Source organism: Bradyrhizobium cajani (assembly GCF_009759665.1).
GTDB classification, from domain to species: Bacteria; Pseudomonadota; Alphaproteobacteria; order Rhizobiales; family Xanthobacteraceae; genus Bradyrhizobium; species Bradyrhizobium cajani.
This window is the reverse complement of record NZ_WQNE01000004.1, coordinates 67,470-86,991: the sequence shown is the minus strand read 5'-3', so window position 1 is coordinate 86,991 and position 19,522 is coordinate 67,470. Positions and strand designations below refer to the sequence as shown.

Genomic DNA, 19,522 nt, shown 5'->3' with positions numbered 1-19,522 from the left:
GCGCGACATGCGCTAAACTACCGAACAGGTGCATTCGGCTTTCGATGCGCGAAACATGGCAGCGAGATCAGAGAAAATAATGACGGCACAGGACAGCAAGCTCGGCGACACCGACGACAAGATCTTCGTCGGCAAGGGAGACGAGCAAGCATGGCTGACGCTGGCGCTCGCCAATCGCCACGGCCTCGTCACCGGCGCAACCGGAACCGGCAAGACGGTATCGCTGCAAGTGATGGCGGAAGGATTTGCGCGCGCCGGTGTTCCGGTCTTCGCGGCTGACATCAAGGGCGATCTCTCCGGCATCTCCGAGGTCGGCGAAGCCAAGGACTTCATCGTCAAACGCGCCACCGGCATGGGGTTGACGTTCCAGCCCGATCAGTTCTCGACGGTGTTCTGGGATGTGTTCGGCGAGCAGGGCCATCCGGTGCGGGCGACCGTCACGGAAATGGGGCCGCTGCTGCTTGCGCGCATGCTTGACCTGAACGATGTGCAGGAAGGCGTGCTCAACGTCGCCTTCCGCGTCGCCGACGACAACGGCCTTGTCCTGATCGACATGAAGGACCTCCGCGCGCTGCTGGATGCCATCGTGCCCGACAGCGGCAAGAAGGGCGCGGATGCGGCCGAGGACCCGCTTGCCGACATTCGAAAGGCCGCCCAGGGCTTTGGCAACGTCACCAAGGCCACTGTCGGCACCATCCAGCGCCAGCTTCTGGTGCTGGAGAACCAGGGCGGCACCAAATTCTTCGGCGAGCCGGCCCTGACGTTGAAGGACTTCATGAAGACCGACCGCGACGGACGCGGCATGGTCAACATCCTCGTCGCCGACAAGCTGCTCCAGAGCCCGCGGCTCTACGCGACCTTCCTGCTGTGGATGCTGTCGGAACTGTTCGAGGAGCTGCCGGAGGCCGGCGATCTGCCCAAGCCCAAGCTCGTGTTCTTCTTCGACGAGGCGCATCTGTTGTTCAACGACGCGCCCAAGGCGCTGATGGACAAGATCGAGCAGGTGGTGCGCCTGATCCGCTCCAAGGGCGTCGGCGTCTATTTCGTGACGCAGAACCCGATCGATGTGCCCGACCGTGTGCTCGGGCAGCTCGGCAACCGGGTGCAGCATGCGCTGCGGGCTTTCACCCCGCGCGACCAGAAGGCGGTCGCTGCCGCAGCCCAGACTTTCCGGCCGAACCCGAAGCTCGATACCGCCAAGGTGATCATGGAGCTCGGCAAGGGCGAGGCGCTGGTGTCCTTCCTCGAAGGAAACGGCACGCCGACGATGGTCGAGCGCGTGATGATCCGGCCGCCATCGGCCCGCATTGGTGCCATTACGCCGGAGGAGCGCAAGGCGATCATGGATGCGAGCCCGGTCAAGGGCAAATACGACACCGCTGTCGATGAAGAGTCTGCCTACGAGATGATCCAGAAACGCATCGCCGGCACGGCTGCGACGGCCGACGCCGGCGCGGCGGGTGGAGGCGGCGGCATCCTCGGCCAGATCGGCTCGATCGTCGGCACCATCTTCGGCACCAATGTCAAGCGCGGCCGCCTGTCGACCGGGCAGGTGATTGCACGCGACGTGACGCGCTCGGTCACCAACCAGGTGATCGGGGGCATGGCCGCCAATATCGGCAAGTCGGTCGGCGGCCAGCTCGGTGGCTCGATCGGCCGCACCCTGGTCCGCGGCGCGCTCGGCGGGTTGCTGCGAAGGTAGGCAGCGAGCCCTATTTAGGGCGATTCGTCCGCGGGCAGCGGCGCCTCGACCAGTTCCGGGGTGGAGACGCCTGCGCGACGGGTACAAATTCGGGTGATGGACTCTCCAAGCGTCGGTCCGTCTGCTACGTGCTAGTGCGTTGCCGACTGGACCTCACCGTGACCTCGACCCAACCGTTAGCCAAACCTGATGCGCCGAGACGCCTGTCGCTGCGTGCGCCGCTGGACCTGTTGTTCCTGTTCTGCTGCGTCCTCCTGACCGCCGACGTGCTCGTCCCCGAGATATTCGGGCAGGGTAAGACCAAGGACTATCCGCTGTGGTACTGGGCCGGTCAGCAGGTGCTCGATGGCGGGCCGCTCTATCCCAGCGACATTCATCAGTCGTTTGAATTCCTCTATCCACCCTTGCCGGCAATCCTGCTGGCGATCCCGAGCTGGTTCGGCAAGATCCCGCTCTACATCGTCCTGTCGATCCTGAATGCGGTGGCATGGACCTGCACGGGGGTGTTCTCCAACGTCATGACCGGCTCAGGCCGCAGGCCCGGCCCCTGGCTGGACGCGCTGCCTGTCGTCGTCACCGTGAGCTTCGCGTTCGACATGTTCGACCTCGGGCAGCCGAACCTCGTCCTGCTGGCGATGATGCTCTACGGTTTCTGGAGCCTGCGGCATCAGCGCCCCTGGCTTGCAGGCTTCATGTTCGCGCTCGCCACCGCCATCAAGGTGTTTCCTGTCGCGGTGCTGCCTTATCTGATCTGGCGGCGGAAGTGGGCGGCCGTCGTCAGCACGACCGCCTTCATCGGCATTCTTCTGTACGTTGCGCCGGCGCCGTTCCGCGGCTTCGAGCGCAACGCTGCCGAACTTGCGACCTGGTATCGGGGCATGGTCGGGTCGAGCTCGGAAAAGGGCTTTGGCCAGCGCGACGAGCAGAACTGGTCGTGGGTCAACCAGTCGCTGATCGCCGTGACGCACCGGCTGGTGCGGCCGATCAACTACAATCAGGAGGATCCGAGCAAGCCGCCGCGCACGATGAACATCATCGACGTCGACTACAGGACGGCGAACTGGATCGTGCTGGTGCTGTCGGCGTTGCTGGGGCTCGGCTTCGTCGCGGTGATGCCACGACAAGAGCGGCGAACCGCGCGCTCGGATGCGGAGGAGCTCGGCATCCTGTTCTGCCTGATGACGGTCGCATCGCCGCTGGCGCGGCAATACTACTTCATGTGGCTGTTCTTTCCGATGACGGTGCTGATGCATCGCGCCGCCTTCGACGAACGCGCGAATGTGCGGCTGGGGACCTGGCTCGCGCTGGGCGCGGCCGGCATCCTCATGCTGCTGTCGCTGCCGTGGTTTCCCAACGTCATCCAGGCCTGGGGCAACAACCTCATCGCTACCGCCATTCTCGCCGGTAGTCTCGCATGGCACATCCGGCATCCGCCGGTTGCGGCTGGCTCCGACGCCGCGGCAGGGTTAAAAGCGCAGACGCCTTGAGATTCACAAGCCAGGAACACGACCATGTCCAACGCGCAGCTTCAATCCGTGCTCGATCACATCGACAAGGATTTCGACAACAGCCTGGAGCGTCTGTTCTCGCTGTTGCGGATCAAGTCGATCTCCGCGGATCCGGCCTTTGCCGAGGATTGCAAGGCGGCGGCCGAGCATCTTGCCAAGGACATCGCGAGCCTCGGCGTCGCGACCGAGGTGCGGCCGACCGCCGGGCATCCCGCCGTGGTCGGCAAGGCCAAGGCGGGCGGACGGCCTCATGTGCTGTTCTACGGCCATTACGACGTGCAGCCGGTCGATCCGCTCGATCTCTGGCACCGCCCGCCGTTCGAGCCCGTGGTCACCGACCATGCCGACGGCCGCAAGATCATCGTCGCGCGCGGCGCCGAGGACGATAAGGGCCAGGTGATGACCTTCGTCGAGGCTTGCCGGGCCTGGAAGAAAGTAACGGGCTCGCTGCCGGTCGACGTCACCTTCCTGATCGAGGGCGAGGAGGAGGTCGGCTCGAAGAACTTCGTGCCCTTCATCGAGGCCAACAAGGACGAGTTCAAAGCGGACTACGTGCTGGTCTGCGACACCGGCATGTGGGACCGCAACACGCCGGCGATCACGACGTCACTGCGCGGCCTGCTCTATGAAGAGGTGAAGATCACCGCCGCCAATCGCGACCTGCATTCCGGCGTGTTCGGCGGCAGCGCGATGAACCCGATCCGGGTGCTGACCAAGATTCTGGGCAGCCTTTTCGACGATGACAACCGCATCACCATTCCCGGTTTCTATGACGGCGTGAAAGACCTTCCGCCCGACATCCTCGCGCAGTGGAAGAACCTCAACCTCACGCCCGAGATGTTCCTCAAGCCGATCGGCCTGTCGATCCCGGCGGGCGAGAAGGGACGGCTGCTGATCGAGCAGGCGTCCTCGCGTCCGACCTGCGACGTCAACGGCATCTGGGGCGGCTATATCGGCGAGGGCTCCAAGACGGTGATCCCGTCGCACGCCTCGGCGAAGGTTTCGTTCCGCCTGGTCGAGGGGCAGGACCCCGCAAAGATCCGCAAGGCGTTCCGCGACTACGTGTCCGCGCGCATTCCCGGAGATTGCAAGGTCGAGTTCGGCGATCATTCCGCCGCGCCCGCGGTTGCGCTCGACTGGAACATGAAGCCGCTCGCCGCCGCCAAGAAGGCGCTGACGGAGGAATGGGGCAAGGAGACCGTGCTGATGGGCTCGGGCGCTTCGATCCCGATCGTCGCCGACTTCAAGCGCACGCTCGGGCTGGACTCGCTGCTGGTCGGCTTTGGCCTCGACGACGACAACATCCATTCGCCGAACGAGAAGTACGACCTCCGCAGCTTCCAGAAGGGCATCCGTTCCTGGGCCCGCATCCTCGCGGCGCTCGCGGAGGTGAAATAAGGGCGCTCCATCCTCGTCATTGCGAGCGAAGCGAAGCAATCCAGAATCCCTCCGCGGAAAACAGTCTGGATTGCTTCGTCGCAAGAGCTCCTCGCAATGACGAGCGGAGGATGCGGCTGCCCCAAATAAAAACGCCGCCCGGAATTGGGCGGCGTTTCATTCCAAAACGTGCAGAGGTAGGTGACGTCTACCTTACACGGAATCCGGAAAATCTCAAGACCGGTAGCCCGGAAGCTCGCGGTCGAGCTTGCGCAGCAAGGGCGGCCACACGAGGTTGGTGGCGCGCAGCTCGGCGCGGTCGCGGTTGGCGAGCAGCTCGGTGTTCTTCTCGATCGCGATCTCCTCCACCGGGTAGACCGGCGTGCCCAGCGCGCGCGTGCGCACCTGCATCGAGCAGGCGCGTTCGAGGTGGTACATGCGCTCGAAGGCGGAGGCCACGGAGCGGCCGACCGTCAGCGTGCCGTGATTGCGCAACAGCATGTGGTTGTGGTCGCCGAGATCCTTCTGGAGCCGCGGCCGCTCGTCATGGTCGAGCGCGATGCCTTCATAGTCGTGATAGGCGAGATCGTGGGTGACGAGCTGGGCGGTCTGGTTCAGCGGCAACAGCCCTTCCGCGCTGCTCGACACCGCGGTGCCGTCGAGGGTGTGGAGGTGCAGCACGCAGATCGCATCCTCGCGCACCTCGTGGATCGCCGAATGGATGGTGAAGCCGGCCGGGTTGATGCTGTACTCGCTCTCGGAGAGCTGGTTGCCGTGCAGGTCGACCTTGACGAGGCTCGAGGCCGTGATCTCGTCGAACATCAGCCCGTAGGGATTGATGAGGAAATGATGGTCCGGGCCGGGCACGCGGGCGGAGATGTGGGTGTCGACCAGGTCGTCCCAGCCGTAGAGCGCGACGAGGCGATAGCAGGCGGCGAGATTGATCCGTTGCTGCCACTCGGCCTCCGTCATGTTCGACGGCACTTCCTTCAAGCGTGCTTCCGCTGGCGACATGGCAAATTTCTCCGAACCTCGTTGTTGCGGAGGGGGAGCGTAGTCGCGGTGGAAGCTGGCGGCAAGGCGCGTCAAGAGCGCGGCAGTTCAGCGTAGCCCGCATGAGCGAAAGCGATATGCGGGCCGCTCAAAGAGGTCCCGGATGTCGCTTTCGCTCATCCGGGCTACGGTTCAGGAGAAAATGATTACGGCGCCGGGATCGACAGCAGGCTGGAAATGCTGCGGCCGCGGATGTCGTAGACGCGGGCGAACACCACGTCGTCGCGCTTGATCTCGACCATGACGGGCGCGGTCAGGCCCTTGCAGTAGAACTCGCCCAGCGTCATCGCGAAATCGGCGGCGTTGGAGTCCCAGCCGATGGTGAAGTCGGGGCCGAGCGCGACCTGCGCGGGGCGCTGCGGACCGCACACCGCGACCTTCCACTTGCGATTGCTCGGCGGCACTTCCTGGCGCTCGACGAGCTGCTCGCGCAGTTCGTCGGAGGCCTGCTTCAGAGCGAGGCCCCAATAGTCCAGCATGAAGCGGTCGTCGGCGCCGCGCACGGTGCCGGCGATGTGGTTGAAGTGGGTGTACTGGTAGGGATGCAGCCGGATCATCTCGGCGAGCGAGAGCGCCAGGCCGAAGCAGAAGGTGGCGAGCACCACCGGCTGCCAGGTGCGATGGTTGGTGCGCAGGCGCTCCATCGTCCAGGCGAAGGCGACGCCGCCGAGCACCGCCATCGGCGGGATCACGAAGACGAAATGGCGGATGCCGTTGTAGAGCGCCGGCCGCTTCACCATTGCGATCGCGAGCGGCAGCGTGGCGGCGAGCGTCAGCATCAAGAGGATGGTCTTGCGGCGCGCCGGAACCCCGCGGCGCGGCAGCAGCGCGAAGGTGCTGAACACGGCGCCGCCCGTCAGCACCAGCATCACCTCGGGGAGCTGGAGCGCGAACAGCGTCGGCAGATAGGACCAGGGCATGTCGGGTACGGAGACGATCGCGCCGTCGAACATCTCCTTCCAGGGCTTCTCGAAGAAGTGCGAGAAATAGGTCAGCGCCTCGAAGGGATTGCCGGGCTCCATGATCGACCACGGCCAGATCATGCCCATGACGAGATAGCCGAACACGAGGCCGGGCAGCAGCACGTAGACGACATGGGCGAAGCGGCGGATCGCCTCGCGCGCGCCCTCGGTGCGCAGCTCCTCCAGGAGCAGCGGCATGAAGCCGAACAGGGCGTAGACCAGCGCGAGCCCGCCGAGAACGCGGCAGCCGAGCGAAAGACCGGCGCCGAGACCGACGATCAGGATCGTGCGCGGCGAGGGCTGCGGATATTCCTCGGCGAGCCGGACGAGGCCGAGCATCAGGATGATCATGGCCACCGCGAAGGGCGCATCCTTCGGGTTCATGAACATGTGGCCGTAGAAGATCGGGCAGAGCGCGAGCAGCAACAGCGCGGCAAGGCCGGCAAGCGGTCCGCCGATGCGGCGGCCGAGCCGCCATGTCACCGCAAGGCCGACCACGCCGACGATGGCGCCGACCAGGCGGCGCGTCTCGAACAGTTCGAGCGGAATGACCTTGTGCAGGAGGGCTGCGACCATGTCGAAGCCGCCGCCATACATGTAGAGGTTGGCGAAGGAGAGCGCGGCGGTATCCTTGAAACCGGAACCGAACATGCGCAGCAGCAGGTCGGCATATTCAGCGTGAGTGTAGTCGTCCCAGCCGAGCCCGTAATCGCGGAAGGTCAAGCCTGCAATGACGGCGACCGCGGCCAGCACCAGCATGGCGAGATCGTCGCAAGACCGTTCGATCGAGCGCCGCGCTGGCGTGTCGATCGCCGAAGTCGTGATGGATGTCATGGCTATTGGTGACCCGGAATCCCCTCTTGGCCCTGCTGGTGCGCGCGGGCCTGTTCCCCGAATTCCCTATAGCGCAGTTCCATTACCAAGTAATTGGGCATTATGGCTAAATTCCTGATGCGACGCAGCAAATCCGACCAGCTTGGGAGCAGCTCAGAAGTAGCGAGCCGTAGCTGAAGGGAATGTGAATAAGTCCCTGATTTCCTTTCCTTTAGGAACGCCAGCTACAATTGGCCGTTGGCGTGGAACGCAGTATGACGGTATCGTGGCGTGACGGATGTCGCGTGTGGATTCGCGGCCGGGGGTGAGTTCGATGACCTTGGCATTGTTGATCGCGGGGATTTTCGCCATTCTGGCGGGCCTCGTTGCGATCCTGTTTGGCTTCACCGTCAGGGAATTCAGCGTCGGCAGCACCCTCATAATCTGCGGAACCATCGGCGTCTGCTCCGGAATGTTACTGTCCGGCCTCTATCTCGCGGTCGTGGAGCTGAAGGGCATCGCTCGCCGACTGGCTGGTGCGGTCGCGCCCTCCGAGGTTCGGGTCAGGCCCGTGCTGCCGGGACTCGCGACGCCGGGCGCGCCCGAGCCTGTGCCTGCACCTGCAATGAAGGCGGAGCCGACATCGCCAGCCGCAGGGCCGCCGCCATGGCAGAGCGAAGCTGCCGCGCGCGAGCGTCCGCGCCTCGAGGTGCCGCCGGAGCCGGAAGCTGCAGCGCCGCCGCCGGTTCCGGAAGCGCCGCGCAAGCGCAACCTGCTGTTCGCCTCGACCTCGCGCAGGGAGCGCGAACGCGCGCAGGCCAAGGCCGCCGAGGAGGGGCCGCCGCCGCAGGAGCCCGCTGCGCCTGCCGCACCGGAGGCTCCGCCTGCGAGCTTCGAGGATGCCTGGCCGAAGCCGGACCGCATGCGGCCGCCGGAGCCGCCCGCCGCGTCCCGCCGCCCGCCGCCGCGCTCGCCGTCGAGCTTTGCGGAGGCCGCGCCGCCGCCCGCACCGGAGCCTGCCACACCCGCCGAGCCGGCACCCGTGACCGTGCTCAAATCCGGCATCGTCGACGGCATGGCCTATTCGCTCTATTCCGACGGCTCGATCGAAGCGCAGATGCCGGAGGGCATGATGCGCTTTGCCTCGATCGACGAGTTGCGCACCCACCTCGACCAGCGGTCCTGATGCTTGCGGCGCACAAGTAAAGCGCCACCATTCCTGTCGCTTCGCCAGTAATCAGCGCATAGTCGTCAGTCGTCACATTTCAGCCGAACGTATTGTTGACACGGAATACTTCGGTGTCGTCAATCCCGTGAGGATGCAAGGTGGAGAGAGGTCGGGCGCATGTCGGATGCGGGGGCTAAGAATTTCATTGAGCTGACGGCAAGCATCGTGTCGGCCTATGTCGGCAACAATCCGACGCCGGCTGCCGAGATTCCCAACCTCATCAGCCAGGTTCACGGCGCCCTGGTGCGGGTCTCGTCAGGCCGCCCCGAGACGGCAGCGCTCGAGCCGGCAAAGCCGGCGGTCTCGCTGAAGAAGTCGATCGCGCCCGACTATCTGGTGTGCCTCGAAGACGGCAAGCGCTTCAAGTCGCTGAAGCGCCATCTGCGCACCCAGTACAACATGACGCCGGAGCAATATCGGGAGAAATGGGGCCTGCCGGCCGATTACCCCATGGTCGCGCCGAACTATGCGGTGGCGCGCTCGCAGCTGGCGAAGCAGATGGGGCTCGGACAGCAGCAGCGGAAGCGGAAGTAGCGCCACTCATTCCGCCCTCATCCTGAGGAGCCCGCAACGCGGGCGTCTCGAAGGATGGCCGCGGGCGAGATTTCGTAGGGGCCGCAAAAGGCGCTCTTGCGCCGTGCCCACCTTACGCTTCCGCGAGAGCCTCTTTGGCGTCGGTCTTGATCCGCTCGACCATCGAGCGCAGGCCGTTGGAGCGCTGCGGCGTCAGGTGATCGCGGAAGCCGAACTCGTCGAACACCGCGATCGCGTCGGTGGCGAGAATCTCCTGCGGCGTGCGGCCCGAATAGAGCGAGAGCACGATTGCGACCAGCCCGCGCACGATGTGCGCATCGCTGTCGCCGCGATATTTCAGGATCGGCGCGCCATTGCTGCGATCGACCAGCTTCTGGAGCCAGACCTGGCTGACGCAGCCCTGCACCTTGTTCTCGGCCGAATGTTCCGCCTCGGGCATCGGCTCCAGGGTGCGGCCGAGCTCGATGACGTACCGGTAGCGGTCGTCCCACTCGTCCAGAACCTCGAAATTATCCCTGATTTCGTCGATTGTCGTCATATCGGCCCATTGTTCCCCGTTCCCCACAATATAGGGATGCGAAGCCGCGAAATCGATAGGGTTTGGGGGCTAATTCGCCGCCGGACCGCGCCATTCCAGCGCGAGGTCGTCCTGGGTCAGCGTGTCGCGCGGCGCCTCGCTCGCGGCAATGCCGCCTTCGCCGGCCATCGCGATCGAGCCGGTGTGGTCGGGCGCCTTCTTGTCGCTCTTGTCGCTCTTGTCGTTCTTCTCGTTGGTGATCTGGTCTTTCTTGTCGTTGATGATCTGGTAGAGCTTGCGCGCGCCGTCCTGCGCCCGCTGGCCGATGATGGTCGCGGCCTGTCCGCCGACCTCGCAGGCCGTCGGCTGGCGCTTGCAGAACTGGGTCATGTCGGAGACGGCCGCGGTCGCAGCCTGCACCGCGTCGGCAGCGCCGATCTGCGGCAGCTTCTCCGATTCGGGCGTCTTGTCCCGCGGCAGGAGCACCAGCACCAGCCCGAGCCAGAATGTGATGCGGAGCAGAAAGCGCATCTGATCGACCTGTATGTTAGATCCCGCCCGCGGCATTGGCCCGCGCGCATTCGACCTAGCAATCCTCGATAGATCGCAAGTGATTGCCTTGAGCTTAATTCGCGGAAAATTTACGCAAGAATCTTTGCCGTCGACGTTCTCGTAAATTTTCGATTGACGGCGATGTTGTGATTCTGCCGGGATCGCCCATCCACCATTTCGAAACCATGAGCGGACGGGTGAAACCCTGTGTTCACCATCCCCACCGAAGACGTCGCCAAATCGTCTAAAAAGCTCCGCGATGACGCGGTGTCCGGCGCCCGGCCGCGCCGCCTTAGCACTCGTTTAAGGTCGCTCTGACACGGTGGCTCAACGACAAGGAGGCGTTCCGGCGCGTCTTCTAAGACGATTGAGCCGAAGCGCGAGACCCGTGACCGTTTTGAGTATCATCCGCGATTGTCTCGATGCGCTGCTGCATCCCTCCGCGCGTTACGATGCGCTGACGCGAGCGCGCCATCGTGCCTTCATGGCGCCGCGGCTGCTCGGCAGCCTGGCGGCCTTTGCCGTATTCCCGGTCTATCTCGCCATGCGCGGTGCGCCGAGCGCTATCGAGGCTGCGGCCTTCGCGTGGCTGATCGCGCCGATCCTGTTGTCCTGGTTCCTGTCGCGCACCGGCCGCTACGAAGGCGCGCATGTGCTGTCGTCGCTGGCGCTCGCCGGCCTGATCATGGCGATTGCCGGCACCACCGGCGGCATCGAATCATTCGCCGCGATCTGGCTGGTCGTGGTTCCCCTCGAAGCTGCGCTCTCGGCCTCACGCCGCGTCGCAACCTTTGCGTCACTGCTTGCGCTGTCTTGCGCAGGGATCCTGATCCTTGCCGGCCAGTTCGGCTGGCTGGCGGCTGGAGAGGCCAGCGCCGCAGAACGCGGCGTGCTGATGGCGTTCGGCGTCGGCTCGGCGACGCTCTATGCCGCGGGCCTTGCCTTCGGCGCGGAGTCGCTCGCGCGCACCAGCGTGGCGCTGCTGTCGCGCGAGGAAGAGCGCTATCGCCTGCTCGCGCGCAACATGAGCGACGTCATCTCCCGGCATCAGCGCAACGGCGCGGTGCAGTTCATCTCGTCGGCGGCCGAGGCCATGCTCGGCATGCCCGTCGCACAACTGCACGGCCACGGCCTGTTCGACCGCGTTCATGTCGCCGATCGCCCGGCCTATCTCACCGCCTTGTCCGATGCCGCACGTGGCGACGTGCGCAGCGTCGAGTTCCGGCTGCGGCGGGAGCCCGTCGGCTCCGAACGCGGCCATGTCGACTTCATCTGGGTCGAGATGCGCTGCCGCCCGCTCGATCAGGACATGGGCCGCGAGTCCACGCGCGAGGCGGAAGTCGTCGCCGTGATGCGCGACGTCACCGACCGCAAGCTTTCCGAGCAGGCGCTGGATCAGGCGCGTAGCGCGGCCGAGGCGGCCGATGCCGCCAAGACGCGCTTTCTCGCCACCATGAGCCACGAGCTCCGCACGCCGCTCAACGCCATCATCGGCTTCTCCGAGATGATCGCGCAGGAGCAGACCTTGATGCTGGGGGCGGCGCAGCGCAAGGAATACGCCCAGCTCATCAACGATTCCGGTCAGCATTTGCTGTCGGTGGTCAACGGCATCCTCGACATGTCGAAGATGGAATCGGGCAATTTCGAGATTGCCTCCGAACCCTTCTCGCCGCGCGCCTCGCTGATGCATTGCTGCAATCTGCTGGCGCTGAAGGCACGCGAGAACGGCATCGATCTCATTACCGATGCGCCGCAGGACCTGCCTGTCATGACCGGCGATCCGCGCGCCTTCAAGCAGATCCTGCTCAACCTCGTCGCCAACGCCATCAAGTTCACCGAGCGCGGCGGCCAGGTCACCGTGTCAGCGTCGGCGTCCAGCTCGCAGCTCACCCTGCGTATCAGCGACACCGGCGTCGGTATCGCCCCTGACGATCTCAAGCGCATCGGCGCGCCGTTCTTCCAGGCCGGCAAGACCTATCAGCGCCGTCACGAAGGCACCGGTCTTGGTCTTTCGATCGTGAAGAGCCTCGTGGCGTTGCATCTCGGCGAATTGACGGTGCAAAGCAGGTTAGGGGAGGGTACCGCCGTCACCATCAAGCTGCCGCTCGTCTACACGCCGCCGCAAGTCAAGCCGGCCGAGAGCAAGATCGCGACCTTGACGCCGATGCCGCGCCAGGAAACCCAAGACAAACCACAAGACAAACCACAAGACAAACCTCAAGACTTGCATCAAGATCAACTTCAGAACCAACCCGCTCTGGTGAAGAAAAGTGCCTAAGAAGTCTGCAAAGGACGATGCCGCTCCGCGTCGCCGCGGTGCCAAGGCCGCGGTCATCGATGTCGAGACCGAGCGCAATCTCGTGATGCGCGTTCTCCTGCATAGTCCCAAGGACACGCTGGCCGGCCTCGTCGCTGTCGCCGCAATCGGTGCGATCGTCGCCAATGCGCTGTTCCTCCAGACCGGCCGGCATCCGGCGCCGATGTTCGGCACCGTGATCAATCTTCCCGCGCCGTCGTCCGTGTCTCTGTCCAATCCCTTGCCGCGTCCGCGCCCCGTCGGCGCCGATACCTCGCCGCTCGAGCCGCGCGCGACGGAGTTCCGCGCCGAGCCCAAACCTGCCGAAAGAGCCGCCGAGAAGGCCGCGGAGAAGCCGGTCGAGGCGACCGCATCGACGCCGCGCTCGGGCGATCCGATGACCAATCTCGTCAAGGCGACGACCTCGACGTCGCCCTCCGTCGCGCGTCCTCCGGCGCCGATTCCGGTGCAGAGCCCGGCCGCAAAGCGTGTCGCCGGCGTGCAGCGCGCGCTGGCCGAATACGGCTACGGCAATCTGAAGATCACGGGCACGATGAGCGGCGAGACCCAGTCCGCGATCCAGAAGTTCGAACGCGAGCACAAGATGCAGGTCACCGGCCAGGTGTCCGATCGTCTCCTGCGCGAGCTTGCGGCCGCGATCGGCCATCCCGTCGAATAACCGTTAGGTTAGCGCGCATCCAAAATCCCAATCGTCCTCGCTGCATTGCGCGGCGAAGGTCCTCTCATGATTGACTTCGGTTTATTTTGTAGTTACAAAATAAGCCTTGAAGATCGTTTGGGACGAGCCAAAGCGCCGAGCCAATCTCGACAAGCACGGGATGGATTTCGCTGATCTCAACGAGGCTTTCTTCGGCATGCTCTGGTCTTGGCCTCGTATCGCAACCGTTGGCGAGCGATCGGCCTCAGCATTCGTGGCGTCATCTCGGTCATCGTCGCGACCCTTGGAGCCGAGGGCGTCAGCATCATCAGCATGCGCCCTGCCAGCAAGAAGGAAAGGGAGCTCTATGAAGGGAACCGCCGCTAAGAAAGGCTACTCTGCGCGGGACATGCGCGCGGTGAGCGATAATCCGGAATGGACCAAGGATGACTTTGCCAGGGCCAAGTCATTCGACGAGGTCTTTCCGGCGATGCGGAAGGGCCGGGGGCCCAATAGAGCCCCAACAAAACGACAGGTGACCTTGCGTCTCAGCCCCGATGTGGTCGACTATTTCAAGGCGGAAGGCCCGGGTTGGCAGAGCCGAATTGATGAAGCTCTCATCAAGGTGGTGAAGCGCAAGCGCAATTCTGCCACGGGTTAGTCGATGCGTTTGAAATCAAATATCTGGGTGGCGGCTTACCTGCGCCGCTGCCAGACCGACGGCGTGTTCGGCGCCGTGCGCCGCCGCGGGGCCGAGGAGGCGGGCGCGGTGTTCGTCAAGGTGTCGCTGCTCGACGGCAATGCGATGCTGTACGTGCCGGCGCCGCAGACCGTCTATGACGACGGCCGTCCGGTCGATCGCTTCTTCGTGCCGGTCGCGCCGCAGCCCTTGCCGGACCATACCATCGAGGAGCGGCTGACCAGGGAAATCCGCTTCGATCCGGACGCCTGGATCGTCGAGACCGAAGATCGCGCGGGGCGGCATTTCCTCGAATTGGCGAAGACGTGATTGGTGCCCTCGTCGTCATTGCGAGCGTAGGCGAAGCAATCCAGAATCTTTCCGCGGAGGGACTCTGGATTGCTTCGCTGCGCTCGCAATGACGAGATTGGGTGCGCCCCGTACTGAAGGCGAGCGTTGGCGAACTAGCGGTCCGATCCGCCGGAGCCCGTCCGTACCGCAGGCGCGGAGCCGGGCTGCACGCCGGGCCGCGTCTGGCTTGCGCCCGCACGGGCGCGCTGGCGTTCGCCGTCGTGCAGCGAGGACTGGTACTTTGCGCGCGTGACCGCGAGCGTCGAGCCGCGCCAGGCCGCCAGCATCACCAGCGCCGAGCGGTCGCTGAGGCGGTCGTAGAGCCGGGACAGCCGGTACACCTCGTTCACGGAGGTGCCGATCTCCGGCTTGAAGAACAGCAGGATGCGCTGGAAGTTCGGGCTCGGCATGTCGAGCGCGCGCGCGGCGACAGCGATCGCCTCGCCGCCGGGATCGTCGACGATCTCTGCTGCGACGCGCGAGGGCAGGATCAGGCTGTCGCCGAGCTCGTAGATGAAATTCTCGACGTCGCCGGCGATCGCCGCCATTTCCAGGATCTGGATCGCGCGCCTGGCGCGCACGGTCGGAATCCGCGGCGCGGCCTTCAGCGGCGTCTGCGCCAGATTGTGCAGCATCAGCGCGCGCTCGGATGTGCCGGCGCGGAAGAACATGTCGTGGATCTCGGCGGCATCCTTCGGCTGCATCGCCATGTTCGCGGCCATGCGCTGCTCGGCGTCGGTGGGGGTGTGGACCGGGGTTGATGCCGGCGCCGAAGTGGGAATCTCTCGCGCCAGCGGAACCCTGCGGCCTTCCTGCGCGGCGACCAGCCCGAGCTTCTGCAGGACCGGGACGGGCGTCGACGGATAGGTCGCAAGCCGCGCCTTGACGGCGGCGCGCGTCGCATCGTCGACCTGGTCGATCAATCGGGTGGCGAGTTCGACGAATTGCCGCTGCTCGTCCTCGCTGTGGACGCGCGTCTGGACATAGAGGTCGGTCAGCACGCGCAGCAGCGTCGGGCGGACATCGACGCCTTCGCGACGGGACAGGTTCATCAGCCCGTCGAATCCGGGAAACAGCGACTTGGTCATGGAGGCGTACGCAACTCGGAAGAGATACTTGCGGGCGAGCCTATCGCAGGGTCCTTTAAAGCCTCGTTAAGGAAAATGAGCCGTGAAGGTGGCCCTGCAATTTAAGCGGTTCCGTGCCGCAACGGGACGCCGCAGCCGGCCCGTGCGGTTACGGTCCAACGGCCGTGTTTACACCCCGTTAACCATGAGCTGATCTTAATGATCCCGATGTTGCAGGGGCGCGTTTGGTCGCGCGGCAATTGAAGAGAGCTGACATGGGGACCATCATCGAATTTCCGGCCGGTCGCCGGGTGGGCTCGTCGGGGGAAGTCACACCGCGCACGGAAACGGGAACGATCGTGATCCTCCCCGTGATCCGCATCGAGCGTGAAACCGACGAAACCAGCGGCGATCGCGGACCGGAGCAGGGCACAGCGCCGGGGCGCCGTCGTCGCCGTCGCTGAGATCCGGCTTCGTGCAATGCCGGAAGCCAACCGTCATATCCGGTCCATCCTGCGCGCGCTGATCGGCGCGACGCTTGGTCTTGTTCTTGCCCTTGCTCTCGGCGCCTGTAGCGGCGGCGATTTCGGCCGCACCCGCGCCGACATGCGCAGCGACGACATGCATCGCTGGCTCGGGGCCGAGGCCACCTCCAGCGTCGGCCTGAGGCCCTCGCAATTCCAGCTCACCGACGAGGAGCGCCAGCTTCGCGACCTCGCCTATCCCATGATCGAGCCGCCGCTGTCGCGCCCCGCATGGAAGAGCGTGTTCGGCGACTACAAGGCGCTGCCCTCGCCCTGGCGGCAGAAGATCGTGTTCGACCGCACCATGTACGGCCGCACGCTGATCGACGAGCCGCACCGTTCGCATTCCTCGCGCTATGCGCAGCTCATCGAGGATGTGCGCAACGACATCACCCGTTTCGAGCCGTTCTTCGCCTCCGCGATCCGCGTCATCGATCTCGACAGGAAGCGCGATGCCAGCATGACGCGCGTCTCCGCGCTCTCGCCGCGGGAGAGGGACGACGCGGTCGCGCGCATGCAGGAGAACTCGCTGATCGTGCAGTGGGTGCAGCAATGCCTGGAGCAGCGCGTCTCGTCCTATCGCTGGGCACTGGAGCGCCTGGTGATCCAGGCGCCCGACGGCATGGCCGCCGATGCCGACCGCCTGATCGGCGAGCTCGCCGCCCAGACCGCCAACCCGCCGGTCGCAGGCCAGCCGCCCTACGGCCGCGCGGTCATCTCGAAGGGCTGAGGCCGCAACGCCACGTCCTGCGGCGGCGTGAACCAGCGCTGGAGCGCATCCTCCAGCCCGTCGATGCCGTCCCCTTCGCCGGCCCAGGCGACGATGCCATCGGGACGCAGCAGCACGGCGCTCAAGCCGAGCCGATCCCTGGCATCGTTTGCGACATGAATGATGCGGTCGCCCCAGCGGCGTGCAAGGGCGCGAACGGATGCACATGAAGCGAACTCCAGCAGTACGCCGCGGCCCGTCCTGAGCAGCCTCCGCCGCGCGCGTTGAAGCTGAACCACGGCGATCAGCCGGCGTGCGCCCCTTGAGCGAGCCGAAGACGCCGGCCGACTGTTCGCGCTATGGCAGCCGGGGCCTCCTCGGGGATGGCGAAGCAGGAACTCGCGTTGATCTCGCACAGCACGTACGTGTCGGCGCCGGCCGCGTCTTTCGGGCCGTAGAGGAAGTCCGCGTCCCAGATGACCGGTAGCGACGCCTCGTCGATGTCCAGCAACTCCATCATGCCCGGCGTCCATTCGTTCTCCATCGACCTGCGGAGCGCCCCGAATTGCGGCGCATCGGGCCCGTGCATGACCCGCGGGCCTGGTTGCGCTTCGGGCGAGTCCGGGCCTTCGGGCGGCGGCGGGATCAAGGCCTTGATCCGCTGGTGCCCGAAGCCTGCGACCTTGGAGCCGCTCATGTAGCAGCGGATCATGCCATCGGGCAGGCGCGGCTGGAAAATCTGGTCGATGATGCAGCCGCCCCAGCCGAAATACGGTTCGCATCGCGCGATGAAGGCCTCGAGCGGAACATCTTCGGGCATGCTGCCGCGTTGCGCATGGAGCACCCGCACGACGGACTCCGTGTCTGGCAGCGCTTCGACCTTCCAGACGCCCTGGCCTCCATTGCCGCGATTTTGCTTCAGCACGCGGGGGCCGTTCGCGCGAAGACGTGACGGAAATTCGGCGCGGAACGCCGCGGCGTCCTCATAGCGATGCGTATCGGCGCCCCAACCCAGACGGCGCGTTCGATAGAGCACGTCCTTGACGCCCATCTTCAGGATCACGTCCGGATGTGCGCTGACCCATGGTCCCTGCGCGGCAACGTCGCGCAGCAGGTCATCGAGATGAGCGCGTGTCTTGCCCTGGTGGATCGGATCGACCCAGACGAGCACGCCGTCGGCTGCGAGCAATTGATCGCGGACCGCGTCGGCGACGCTTTCGTCGTAGATCACAGGTCGGGCCTCGATGCCGGCAGCGGCGAATGCTTCGAAGACGCGCACGAAGCGGCTGTTCTGCGCGGTCGCCTCCCGGCGCGCGGCAGCGTCTCCGCGTGAGAGGATGGCGACGGTATGTCGGTGAGAAGGGTGTCGTTCGGTGTCCATGCGCAAGCTCCACGAGTGGCGTGCTGCGCAGAGCTTGGACCGAGGTCTCGCGGGGAGTCTGCTTTGTCCCCGTAGGGGTCACCTTACGTGAGATGGTCCTCGGATTTCAAGTCGTCCTTGGCTCAGTTCCATCCCAACTGTGAACTCTTCGTGAGGTGTCCTCGGACATCGCCCGTTGACAGCCCGGCTCTGCGGGTTTCTATTCGGTGCGACGGGGATATGCGATCTCCCCGTGAGGCGACATGCCCAAGAATCGCGTCCTGCTTTTCGCCAAGGACGCAGCATGTCATCCAGCATCTCGATTCCATCCCACTTATCATATCGGTCCTGCGCATCACGCCGGCACTCGTCGGCGCGCGTGTCGACTTGGGCTCGGACCCTCGCTTGGATTCGAGGCGGGCTGCGGACTTCACCTGTGGCGGGGACGACCACCAGGAGAATGAGCATGCAAACACCGACACTTCTTCACTCTCTGCTGTTTCTGGCGATCATGGGGAGCGTGTCGACAGCACATGCGCTGACCCAAGATGAGCTGATCGCCAGGATCCAGGCGGCCGGATACACGCAAGTCAGCGACATCAAGTCGACCGCGGAGGGAATCACCGCCAAGGCCATCAAGAACGGCAAGCCGGTGCGGCTCGTCGTCGACAGCGGCGGCCAGATCAAAGAGCAGAACTAGGCTTTGGAAACCGGATTGAGCTTGAGGGAGTAGACCAATGCGTAAGACAATCTCGGCGCTGTTGGCTATCGGCGCCTGCTGCTTCGCCAGCGCCCACGCGCAGGGCATCGACTGGCAGAAGGTCGACGAAACGCTGGGCCGGAAGCCCTCCGTCGCGGACGATGTTCACCGCTATGGCTTCCCGCGCACCGATCTCTCGGTGACCTTGGACGGGGTGACGATCAAGCCGGCGCTCGCACTTGGCGGCTGGGTCGCGTTCAAGCCCGCACATGGCGGGGCCATGGTCATGGGCGACCTCGTGCTCCTCGAGACCGAAGTCAATCCCGTCATGGCGAAGATGATCGCGAGCGGTCTCGAGATCACCGCCGTGCATAATCATCTCCTCCGCGCAAACCCGGCGACGTTCTACATGCACATCGCCGGTCACGGGGATCCGGTCAAGCTGGCCTCCGCAATTCACGATGCGCTCGCCGAAAGCAAGACCCCGCTGACTTCAGCGGCGCCGGCGAGCCAGGCGCCCGCCATCGACCTCGATACGGCGAAACTCGACCAGATCATCGGCGTCAAAGGGCAGGGCAATGGCAGCGTCTACCAGTTCAACGTGAAGCGGCGGGACCCGATCACGGACGACGGCATGCTGTTGACCCCCGTCGGTGCGATGGGCGTTGCGATCGCCATCAATTTCCAGCCGACCGGCGGCGGCAGGGCGGCCATCACCGGCGACTTCGTGCTGACCAGCGACGAGGTGAACCCGGTCGTCGCGGCGCTGCGGACGCACGGCATCGAGGTCACGGCGCTGCACAGCCACATGCTGAACGAGCAGCCGCGGCTCTTCTTCATGCATTTCTGGGCCAACGATGATGCGATCAAGCTGGCCGAGGGCCTGCGGGCGGCACTGGACAAGACCGCCAGCACGAAGAGCTGAAAGGATT

At 65.0% G+C, this 19,522-nt stretch carries 20 protein-coding genes and 1 pseudogene; 14 read left to right on the top strand and 7 right to left on the bottom strand.

Annotated features, from left to right (window positions below; translation table 11 throughout):
* Positions 1–79: 79 nt before the first annotated feature.
* The 3 genes from GPL20_RS07355 (at position 80) to GPL20_RS07345 (ending at position 4,608) form a co-directional block, all read left to right on the top strand.
* A complete protein-coding gene (locus tag GPL20_RS07355; protein WP_157328940.1) occupies positions 80–1,702 on the top strand; it encodes a helicase HerA-like domain-containing protein in 1,623 nt (540 codons plus the stop codon).
* A gap of 158 nt (positions 1,703–1,860) precedes the next feature.
* A complete protein-coding gene (locus tag GPL20_RS07350; protein WP_254125499.1) occupies positions 1,861–3,189 on the top strand; it encodes a glycosyltransferase family 87 protein in 1,329 nt (442 codons plus the stop codon).
* 24 nt (positions 3,190–3,213) lie between these two features.
* Positions 3,214–4,608: a M20/M25/M40 family metallo-hydrolase gene (locus GPL20_RS07345; RefSeq protein ID WP_157328939.1), complete on the top strand. Its 1,395-nt coding sequence runs from the start codon at positions 3,214–3,216 to the stop codon at positions 4,606–4,608.
* Between the two features lie 213 nt (positions 4,609–4,821).
* Here GPL20_RS07345 and GPL20_RS07340 read toward each other — a convergent pair whose 3' ends face one another.
* Together GPL20_RS07340 and GPL20_RS07335 are read right to left on the bottom strand one after the other, a co-directional pair.
* Positions 4,822–5,601: a class II aldolase/adducin family protein gene (locus GPL20_RS07340; protein ID WP_157328938.1), complete on the bottom strand. Its 780-nt coding sequence runs from the start codon at positions 5,599–5,601 to the stop codon at positions 4,822–4,824.
* Positions 5,602–5,786: 185 nt separating this feature from the next.
* Positions 5,787–7,436: a glycosyltransferase family 39 protein gene (locus tag GPL20_RS07335; RefSeq protein WP_157328937.1), complete on the bottom strand. Its 1,650-nt coding sequence runs from the start codon at positions 7,434–7,436 to the stop codon at positions 5,787–5,789.
* Between the two features lie 313 nt (positions 7,437–7,749).
* On the opposite strand from GPL20_RS07335, the gene GPL20_RS07330 reads away from it, so the two are divergent.
* A complete protein-coding gene (locus GPL20_RS07330) occupies positions 7,750–8,601 on the top strand; it encodes a DUF308 domain-containing protein (RefSeq protein ID WP_167532933.1) in 852 nt (283 codons plus the stop codon).
* A 159-nt stretch (positions 8,602–8,760) separates the two neighbouring features.
* The gene (locus GPL20_RS07325) at positions 8,761–9,177 is read left to right on the top strand and encodes a Ros/MucR family transcriptional regulator (protein ID WP_157328935.1); all 417 of its coding nucleotides are present in this window, start codon (positions 8,761–8,763) and stop codon (positions 9,175–9,177) included.
* A 112-nt stretch (positions 9,178–9,289) separates the two neighbouring features.
* Here the strand turns inward: GPL20_RS07325 and GPL20_RS07320 are convergent, their stop codons facing one another.
* Both GPL20_RS07320 and GPL20_RS07315 read right to left on the bottom strand, forming a co-directional pair.
* Positions 9,290–9,715 carry a SufE family protein gene (locus tag GPL20_RS07320; RefSeq protein WP_157328934.1) on the bottom strand — a complete coding sequence of 142 codons (426 nt, stop codon included), beginning with the start codon at positions 9,713–9,715 and terminating at the stop codon, positions 9,290–9,292.
* Between the two features lie 69 nt (positions 9,716–9,784).
* On the bottom strand, positions 9,785–10,225 hold the full coding sequence (locus GPL20_RS07315) for a DUF5330 domain-containing protein (protein ID WP_157328933.1): 441 nt from the start codon (positions 10,223–10,225) through the stop codon (positions 9,785–9,787).
* A gap of 409 nt (positions 10,226–10,634) precedes the next feature.
* Between GPL20_RS07315 and GPL20_RS07310 the strand changes: the two genes are divergently transcribed.
* The 5 genes and pseudogenes from GPL20_RS07310 to GPL20_RS07290 all read left to right on the top strand — a co-directional run bounded on the left by GPL20_RS07310 (position 10,635) and on the right by GPL20_RS07290 (position 14,209).
* A complete protein-coding gene (locus GPL20_RS07310) occupies positions 10,635–12,524 on the top strand; it encodes a PAS domain-containing sensor histidine kinase (protein WP_254125501.1) in 1,890 nt (629 codons plus the stop codon).
* Positions 12,517–13,221, top strand: coding sequence for a peptidoglycan-binding domain-containing protein (locus GPL20_RS07305; RefSeq protein ID WP_254125503.1), 705 nt, complete (start codon positions 12,517–12,519; stop codon positions 13,219–13,221). Before GPL20_RS07310 ends, GPL20_RS07305 begins: the two co-directional genes overlap by 8 nt.
* A gap of 106 nt (positions 13,222–13,327) precedes the next feature.
* Positions 13,328–13,587: pseudogene (locus tag GPL20_RS07300) on the top strand (BrnT family toxin).
* A complete protein-coding gene (locus tag GPL20_RS07295; protein ID WP_157328931.1) occupies positions 13,568–13,861 on the top strand; it encodes a BrnA antitoxin family protein in 294 nt (97 codons plus the stop codon). Before GPL20_RS07300 ends, GPL20_RS07295 begins: the two are co-directional and overlap by 20 nt.
* A 3-nt stretch (positions 13,862–13,864) precedes the next feature.
* The gene (locus GPL20_RS07290; protein WP_157328930.1) at positions 13,865–14,209 is read left to right on the top strand and encodes a DUF1491 family protein; all 345 of its coding nucleotides are present in this window, start codon (positions 13,865–13,867) and stop codon (positions 14,207–14,209) included.
* A 134-nt stretch (positions 14,210–14,343) separates the two neighbouring features.
* Here GPL20_RS07290 and GPL20_RS07285 read toward each other — a convergent pair whose 3' ends face one another.
* Positions 14,344–15,318 (bottom strand): DUF2336 domain-containing protein, encoded by a 975-nt coding sequence (locus GPL20_RS07285; RefSeq protein WP_157328929.1) that lies wholly within the window; start codon positions 15,316–15,318, stop codon positions 14,344–14,346.
* A 254-nt stretch (positions 15,319–15,572) separates the two neighbouring features.
* On the opposite strand from GPL20_RS07285, the gene GPL20_RS07280 reads away from it, so the two are divergent.
* Positions 15,573–15,761 carry a hypothetical protein gene (locus GPL20_RS07280; RefSeq protein WP_157328928.1) on the top strand — a complete coding sequence of 63 codons (189 nt, stop codon included), beginning with the start codon at positions 15,573–15,575 and terminating at the stop codon, positions 15,759–15,761.
* 16 nt (positions 15,762–15,777) lie between these two features.
* Positions 15,778–16,551, top strand: a complete 774-nt coding sequence (locus GPL20_RS07275) for a hypothetical protein (protein WP_157328927.1) — start codon at positions 15,778–15,780, stop codon at positions 16,549–16,551.
* Here the strand turns inward: GPL20_RS07275 and GPL20_RS07270 are convergent.
* A complete protein-coding gene (locus GPL20_RS07270) occupies positions 16,521–16,829 on the bottom strand; it encodes an aromatic-ring hydroxylase C-terminal domain-containing protein (protein ID WP_157328926.1) in 309 nt (102 codons plus the stop codon). The genes GPL20_RS07275 and GPL20_RS07270 overlap by 31 nt on opposite strands.
* Positions 16,830–16,834: 5 nt before the next feature.
* The gene (locus GPL20_RS07265) at positions 16,835–17,911 is read right to left on the bottom strand and encodes a Cj0069 family protein (protein WP_157328925.1); all 1,077 of its coding nucleotides are present in this window, start codon (positions 17,909–17,911) and stop codon (positions 16,835–16,837) included.
* Positions 17,912–18,356: 445 nt separating this feature from the next.
* Between GPL20_RS07265 and GPL20_RS07260 the strand changes: the two genes are divergently transcribed.
* On the top strand, positions 18,357–18,590 hold the full coding sequence (locus tag GPL20_RS07260; RefSeq protein ID WP_157328924.1) for a hypothetical protein: 234 nt from the start codon (positions 18,357–18,359) through the stop codon (positions 18,588–18,590).
* 37 nt (positions 18,591–18,627) lie between these two features.
* Entirely contained in the window at positions 18,628–19,515 is an 888-nt protein-coding gene (locus tag GPL20_RS07255) for a DUF1259 domain-containing protein (RefSeq protein ID WP_157328923.1), read from the top strand.
* Positions 19,516–19,522 lie beyond the last annotated feature (7 nt).